Source organism: Streptomyces sp. NPDC047117, from assembly GCF_040643545.1.
GTDB lineage: Bacteria > Actinomycetota > Actinomycetes > Streptomycetales > Streptomycetaceae > Streptomyces.
Genome location: NZ_JBEYUN010000045.1, coordinates 1 through 6,924 on the forward strand (window position 1 = coordinate 1; position 6,924 = coordinate 6,924).

General features: G+C 67.5%; 6 protein-coding genes and 1 pseudogene. 3 read left to right on the top strand and 4 right to left on the bottom strand.

Going from position 1 to position 6,924, the window contains the following annotated elements; translation table 11 throughout:
• Window positions 1-230: 230 nt before the first annotated feature.
• Window positions 231-584, top strand: a pseudogene (locus tag ABZ840_RS37580) (transposase); the annotation flags it as partial.
• A 21-nt stretch (window positions 585-605) separates the two neighbouring features.
• On the opposite strand, the gene ABZ840_RS37585 reads toward ABZ840_RS37580, so the two are convergent.
• Both ABZ840_RS37585 and ABZ840_RS37590 read right to left on the bottom strand, forming a co-directional pair.
• Entirely contained in the window at window positions 606-1,058 is a 453-nt protein-coding gene (locus ABZ840_RS37585) for a VOC family protein (RefSeq protein WP_361568553.1), read from the bottom strand.
• A 440-nt stretch (window positions 1,059-1,498) separates the two neighbouring features.
• Complete coding sequence (locus tag ABZ840_RS37590) at window positions 1,499-2,008, bottom strand: hypothetical protein (protein ID WP_361568556.1); 510 nt, start codon at window positions 2,006-2,008, stop codon at window positions 1,499-1,501.
• A gap of 151 nt (window positions 2,009-2,159) precedes the next feature.
• Between ABZ840_RS37590 and ABZ840_RS37595 the strand changes: the two genes are divergently transcribed.
• Together ABZ840_RS37595 and ABZ840_RS37600 are read left to right on the top strand one after the other, a co-directional pair.
• The gene (locus ABZ840_RS37595) at window positions 2,160-2,579 is read left to right on the top strand and encodes an amidase domain-containing protein (RefSeq protein ID WP_361568567.1); all 420 of its coding nucleotides are present in this window, start codon (window positions 2,160-2,162) and stop codon (window positions 2,577-2,579) included.
• A 29-nt stretch (window positions 2,580-2,608) separates the two neighbouring features.
• Window positions 2,609-3,034 (top strand): hypothetical protein, encoded by a 426-nt coding sequence (locus tag ABZ840_RS37600; RefSeq protein WP_361568559.1) that lies wholly within the window; start codon window positions 2,609-2,611, stop codon window positions 3,032-3,034.
• 212 nt (window positions 3,035-3,246) lie between these two features.
• Here ABZ840_RS37600 and ABZ840_RS37605 read toward each other — a convergent pair whose 3' ends face one another.
• Entirely contained in the window at window positions 3,247-3,501 is a 255-nt protein-coding gene (locus ABZ840_RS37605) for a hypothetical protein (protein ID WP_361568562.1), read from the bottom strand.
• A gap of 401 nt (window positions 3,502-3,902) precedes the next feature.
• Entirely contained in the window at window positions 3,903-6,311 is a 2,409-nt protein-coding gene (locus tag ABZ840_RS37610) for a Helicase associated domain protein (RefSeq protein ID WP_361568564.1), read from the bottom strand.
• Window positions 6,312-6,924: the final 613 nt, after the last annotated feature.

A 6,924-nucleotide genomic window follows, 5' to 3' on the forward strand; every position in this document is an offset into this window, starting at 1 on the left:
GGAAGTCACTACGTTGCACCTGAGTTTCTCCACTACGTCGGCTCGGAACAGGATGCTGGCCCGTTCATCGAGGACCACGTCGCTTACCTGGAACGGCACCACCACGATGGCACGTTCCTGGTCTCCGGACAGACGGTACCCACCGCGATCGGCGATGCCACCATCGCTCACAGCGTCGACCGTGGCACGATCACGGCCGGGCAGCGGGGCGACTCCCGCAGTTCGAAGCGGTCCTGGAAGCCATCCGGGTTCCGAGGCTGGGACTCGGCAGCCCGCGCAAGCGTCCGGACCGGGTGCGGGCCGACAAGGCGTACGACTCTCGCAGTAACCGCTTTTACCTGCGCCGACGCGGGATCAAGGCCACGATCCCGGTCCCGGCAGACCGGGTCTGCAACCGCGTCAAGCGCGGCTCGCGTGGCAGTCGGCCACCGAAGTTCGACAAGACCGATTACAAACAGCGGCACGTGGTCGAGTGCGGGATCAACCGGCTCAAACGCCACCGGGCCGTAGCCACCCGGTACGACAAACTCGCTGTCCGCGACGAAGCGACGGTGCTGGTCGCAGCCATCAACGAATGGTTGTGACCAGCACCGCCGCAACGGCCCTCAGACGACGTCGAATTCGTTTCCCTCGGGGTCCTGCATGGCGGCGTAGAGCCCCATATCCGGCTCATCCTTGATCCGCAGCACCGCGGCACCAGCTTTGACCAGCCGTTCCACCGTGGCCTTCACCCGCTGTGCGCGGACGTCCAGAGAGACGTCACGGCCCCCACCGACCTTCAGGTCGAAGTGCCACCGGTTCTTGGCGACCTTCGGCTCCGGAACCTGCTGGAACCACACCCTCGGCCCACGTCCCGCGGGATCGATGATCGACTCCGGTATGTCCCCGGCTCCGGCCGGCAACTCTGCCTCGGGCACCCCCACCGCCGCCCAGTAAGCACGCCACGTGGAGTGCCCACCCGGGGCAGGCTCAGGCACGTAGCCCAGGGCCTCGGCCCAGAACGTCACCATTCTCTGCGGATCGGAGCAGTCAATCGTCAGCTGCACTGTCGCTTCCATGCCCGGAGCGTCCCAGGCAGGCCTGACAGACGATCCGCTTTCACAACAGGCCCTAGCCCCGGGCCAGGAACAGCCCAGAGGGCCGAAGGACCGCCGCTCACGCGCAGAGCGTCCGCCCCGCATCGTCCGACGCCGCCGCCCAGTACGTCCGGAAACGGCCTGCGGCCCGTGGAGAGAGGGGCAGATGAGGAGAGAGACGAGGAGATAAGCGGAGGACCAATGTCAGTACCGGCGCTCCTACTGGCAAAACCAGCGAAACCAGGCGTCCGTCCCCATCAGGTGGGTGGACGCCGCCGTCGATCGGCCACAGTGATGTGGGTCGGGGAGGGATGCGCCGATGCTCCTGCGCACCGTAGAGATCGAGACGTTCAGAAACTTCACGACCAAGCAGAACATGGACATCGCCCCCCCAGGTCACATGCCTGATCGGGAAGAACGAGTCAGGCAAGACGACGATCCTCAAGGCACTGCACCGGCTCAATCCGGCGAACAACCCGGACACCTTCAACCTGACCACCGAGTACCCCCGCCGGCGCTTCTCCCGGGACAAGAAGACGAAGAACCTGCCCGATGCCACCCCAGTGCGTGCGACGTCCTCCCTGGAGGACTCCGACATCGACGCCATCGAGAACCGGCTCGGCATGCGACCACCGGCGCTGACGCACGTCGAGGCCTCCCGCAGCTACGACGGACATCTGACCGTCGGCATCTGTTGCGCCCTGGAGCATGTCGTGGACGCCGTGGTCGACATCCTCGGGATCGACGACGAGAACGTCGCGCTCGTGAAGCAGGAGACGTCCGTCTCCGAGCTGGTGGCTGCTGTGAAAGCACGCGCGAAGCAGATGAAGGAGGAGAAGAAGACTGCCTGCGCTCGCCTTCTTGAGAAGGCGCCGGCTGAGCTGGCCAAGTTCCAGTTCCTCCTCGACGGCGAACTCGACGACGAGCAGCAACAGGAGCTGAAAGGCCTGCTGCCCCGCTCGTCGAGCTGGACGCCGACGGCATGCTGCCCGAAGAGTCCGGGCCGCCCGCCCGCTCGCCGATGCTGCGTTCCGCCGCCCCAAGGGCAGCGGCACCGCGAGCCGGGCCAAGCGCCATGCCGGCATCAAGTGGGAGTACGGGCAGGACTGCACGAATTTCGTGTCCAAGGCACTGCACTACGGCGGCAGGATGAAGCAGCGCAGGGGCGGCCGCAAGAACCTCTCACGTTGGTTCCGCAACAACATCGGCTGGAAGCGGGTCGACAGCTACACCTGGGCCGGTGCCGCCAACCTCCGCCAGCACCTGAAGAAGCATCGAGGCGGCCGCGAGATTTCTCGCTACAACGTCCACCCGGATGACGTGATCTTCGCGTACTACAAGAGGGACCGGCAGTGGAATCATGCTGGTGTCGTCACCGGCGACAGCCGAGGCACGATCTCCATCACCCAGCACGGCAGCAAGAACCACACCACGCCCAGCCAGTGGCTCAAACCGAAGAAGATCACGGCTGTGAGCATCATCAGGCCCGGGAGGCGCAGTTGAGACGCGGACATCGACGCGAGCGTGGCCTTTTGGCCGCCACGGTCGCAGCAACGGCTCTGCTGCTCGGGGCGTGCACGACCGACCACACGCCTCCTCACGTCAAGGACGGCAGGGCCGACCTCGACCTGTCCGTGACCGGACAACCATCCTCGGAGACCCTGGCCCTGGTCGAGAAGGCCCTCGTGCGCATCCAGAAGCACGACGAAAAGGGGCTGGCGAAGCTGTCGTACGACGGCAAGGACGCCGACAAGACCGCCGCTCAGTGGGTGGCGAAGTGGGGTGACGCGGCGCAGAAGCCGATAACCGCCGACTTCGCCGTGGACCCGAAGAAGTACGTGAGCGTGGAAATCCGCTTCCGCGGCGTGCAAGGTGTCCTGCCTCTCACCCTCGAAGCGGACACGGACGACGACTGGACCTACGGCATCGTCACCCGCGAGAAGCCCGAACAGAAGTAGCCGGACCGCTGGAGGCCCCGGAGTGGCGAACACTCAGAGGCCTTTCACGGCACATGTCGCTCACCTGCACGGACTAAACCCCGTCCAACCTGCGCCGAAGCCGAAGCGGCGCGGGATTCAGGCGGCCGCATGCAAGTCCAACGGCGACGTCCACGCGGGTGGTCGCGGTCGTGCCCCGGCGGTCGCGCGCAGGACGACCGCCGGAGCGCTCATCACAAGCCGAGACGTGCGCGTATCAGCACGTCAAGTGGCACACCGAGCCACAGCCTGACGAAGTACAGGCCCACACCTGCGGCGGTGAGCATGCCGGCCTTGCACGCGAAGCCTTTGCCGAAGTCGACGCCATACAGCGTGACGCACCGCCACAGGGCGGCGCGCAGGCGAGCGGCCAGGACCCGGCAGCGGCGCGCCAGAGGGCGGCCGCGCGGGCGGGCAGGGATGGGCTGGGGAATGTCCGGACGGGACATGGGGGAAGCGCTCCTGTTTTCGAGGACGTCAACCGAAGGGCGGCCGCGTCGAGCGCGGCGTCCGCGGGGGTGCACCGCGCGGTCGGCTGTGGCCCGCTGGTCGGCGGGCGTCCTCGTGGGGGTGGAGCTCAGCCCGAGGCGGCTGTGTTCCTCAGAGTAGGGCATGCGGGACGGATCGTTGCCCCTGGCGTGAATGGCCATGCGGCGCCTTCCAGCCGATGACGGCCGAACCGCAGACGCCAGGACGCCGAAGCGCCCTGGTCAACCGCGGTTCACTCGCCCCTTGGGCTGCGAAGACGACCGCAGACAGCAGCGGCCGGGAAGAAATTCCTGCCCGGCCGCTGCTGTGCCTCCCACCGTCGCCGAGGTCTGCGCCCCAGGAGCACAGACCTCAGAGGCTTCTAAGCCCACTCCAGCCCGAGTTCAGCGAGCTGGGTGAGCTGGGCGTCGCTGAGCTTGGCGCGCCGGCTCTTGGTGTTCGAGAGAAATACGCCCAGCCTGACCTCCGCGGCCGCTCCGTCGTCGCCATCCCAGCCCTCCTCCAACACCTCCACATGAGAGCGGCTGATGGGCCCCACGGAGCCCGTACGGACCTTGTACTGCCGCAGGGCCGCCACACCCCGATCGAACGCCCCAGAACCGCTCCTGCGGCCCTTCCCGGGCGCCTTCTCCGGCGCAGGCAGCGGCTCGATGCCGAGCTGCTCCAAGCGCTCGCGCTGCCCGGCCGACAGCTTGGTCCAGGCGGTGTGTGCGCGCTGCCGGGCCAGCCACCTCCCGACGTCGGCGCCGTCGACGGTGACGCCGGGCAGCAGGTCGGCGACCGAGGCCCCGCCGGTCAGGCATTCGCGTACGGCGGCGTAGGTCCGCTGCCAGTCGATGGGCCAGACCGGGTTCCAGTCCGGATCGATCGCCGCCAGAGCCTCGGCCCGCTCCGGATGCCCGTCCAGCGCGCCGGGCCGGCGCAGGTTGGACAGCCACTGCCCCACCGGACGATCCAGGGCCATGGCCGGCCGCGGCGCAGCCAGGGTGCGGTGCTGCTCGAAGTAGACCCGCGCCGCAGCGAGGTTCTCCTCGAACGCGGCATCACCAGCGTCCCAGACCATGCCGAGCTTCTCCAGCCGCTCCGCCCGCGTGCCCGGCATCTGCCCGGCCCCATACGCGCGCCGCTGCTCCGCCACCCACTGCCCCAGGGGATAGGCGCCCTCCTTGTGGTCATACGGCACCCGGGCATGCCCCTCCCGCTCCACGAACCGCCGCAGCGCCGACCATCCCCGCGCCCAGTCCTGCCGCTCGGTGTCGATGATGTTGAAGGAGACCCACTCCGCGACCATCACAGGGTCCCGCGGGGCGGAAAAACGCAGCAGCAAACGGCTCTCTTCCTCCCCTTCCTCCGGCGCAGACCCGATAGACACCGACGGCTGCGCCACGTTCTTCTGCGGCTCCTGCGGAATGGCCAGCAGCTCCACAGCCGCTTCGTCATGAGATCTCAGACCGGCCAAAATTTTCACCAACGGCCGGTACGAGGCGGAGGCGAACATGTCCTCCGGCCGCTCACCCGGCTGGAGGAAGACAGGCACGATCAAAGACGCCAGCTTGCCCTGCCCGGGCTTTTGCCGCAGGGCCCGGCCGATGGCCTGCACGATGTCGTGCGGCGCCCCCTTGGGGTCGAGCAGGGCAACCGAATCCACGCTTCTGATATCGACGCCCTCACCCAAAACTCGACAATTCGAGAGCACCGCACGGCGGGCTGTCGTGGCGAAGCCGCCCAGGACTTTTCGTCGGTGTTCGGGGGCGTGCTCGCCGCACAGCCAGTCCGCCCAGACCCGTGACGGGTACTTCTCAGGGGCATCGGCGTGCAGCTTCGCCGCCACGGCCGGCAGGCCTTCGGCAAAGGCCTGGGCCTCCATCGTCCGGTGGTGGAAGGTGATGGTGGTCTGCAGGTCATGCTCGGCCATAGTGCGCAGCAGCGCAGCCTGCAGCGCACCGAGCCGCTGCCCCCGCACCTCCTCCTGCCGCCGCTCCTCCCCATACAGCCGCTCCGGGGTGACGACGGGGTCCTGGAGCTCTACGACGATGATCTGGTACCGGGCGAGCAACCCGCGGGCCACTGCCGACGCCAACGTCAGCCGGTGCAGCACCGGCCCGAAGAGAGACTCATCATCCATCGAGGCCGCCAACTCCGCCGGCAACGCCTCCCGCACCCCCTCGGCGACCTCCCGGTACGGCCGCTCCTGCCAGATCCGCGGCGTCGCCGTCATGTACAGCCGACGCGCGGCCGGAATGACGCTCTGGTCATGGATGTTCGCCCACGCCTTCCCCAGCGACCCCGACGTACGGTGCGCCTCGTCCACCACCGCCAGATCCACAGGCGCCAGCCGCTGCCCGTAGGCGCCTTCGAAGCTCTCGGCGAGAACGCCGAGGCTGGCGTAGGTGGCGTAGATGGTCACCGGCCCCGTCCCGTGCCACAGCGCCAGTTGGATCGGGTTCGTGGTGCACCGCACCCGCAGATTCCACAGCTCCGGATCGTCTTCCAAAGAGCACACCGCCACCGCCGGCCCCGTATGCCCAGCGGCGTGCCAGGCCTTCACGGTCTGGGTGAGGAGCTCTAGCGTCGGCACCAAGACCAGCACCCGCCCACGGGGAACGAGCCGGCGCGCCGCAGCAGCGGCGATGAGTGTCTTGCCCGTTCCGCACGCAGCGATGACCTGCCCCCGCAGACCGTTTGCGGGAATCCCGCCGGGCGGAATGTCGAGGCCGCGCACGATGGCGTCCACGGCCTCGACCTGATGGTCACGAAGCTTCACGGCCATTTCCCGTGCTCTCCTTTTCGTGGAATTGAAGGCGCATTCGGGTAATGCCTCCCGAGGCGTGGTGCAAGTCTGGGGGAGTGGTGCGATGTGACCCCAAACTCTACACACTGAATCAGGTGTGATGCATCTCGGTCCGGCGAAATCAGCTCGGCAGAGTGATGCATTGCCAGTTACGGTGCATTGGCGAGACGTTGGGACGTATGGTGGGTGCTGCAGGGCGCCGGCCAGGCGCTCCGCCCTGATGCGGAGCGCAGCGGAGTCGGTGCTCTTCCGGTGGAGGCCGGCAGTGGTTCAGACTTCGAGGATCGATGGGGGTGTGGCCCACGATCCCAGGGTCTACACGGGCACGGACGTGATGCACCCCCTCTCGTAGCCAGCCAAAGGAGTCCCCGCTTGCGGGGACTCCCACAATTCGCGCTTGCGCGAATTGCACTGCAGTTTGAATTCCGCTTGCGGAATTCAATTCCCGAATTTATTCGGGAATTATGGCGGCAATTTATTGCCGCCATTCTTTTCCAGCCGCTTGCGGCTGTGGGCCCCCGCCGGTTACGCGGCGGCCCCCGGCGACGCGCTCGCCTACGCCGACGCCCACGACAACGACACCCTCTACGAC

Bases quoted from the DNA above. Each gene is read 5' to 3' on its own strand.
- ABZ840_RS37585 (WP_361568553.1), bottom strand. From the start codon at position 1,058: ATGGAAGCGACAGTGCAGCTGACGATTGACTGCTCCGATCCGCAGAGA.
- ABZ840_RS37610 (WP_361568564.1), bottom strand. From the start codon at position 6,311: ATGGCCGTGAAGCTTCGTGACCATCAGGTCGAGGCCGTGGACGCCATC.
- ABZ840_RS37605 (WP_361568562.1), bottom strand. From the start codon at position 3,501: ATGTCCCGTCCGGACATTCCCCAGCCCATCCCTGCCCGCCCGCGCGGC.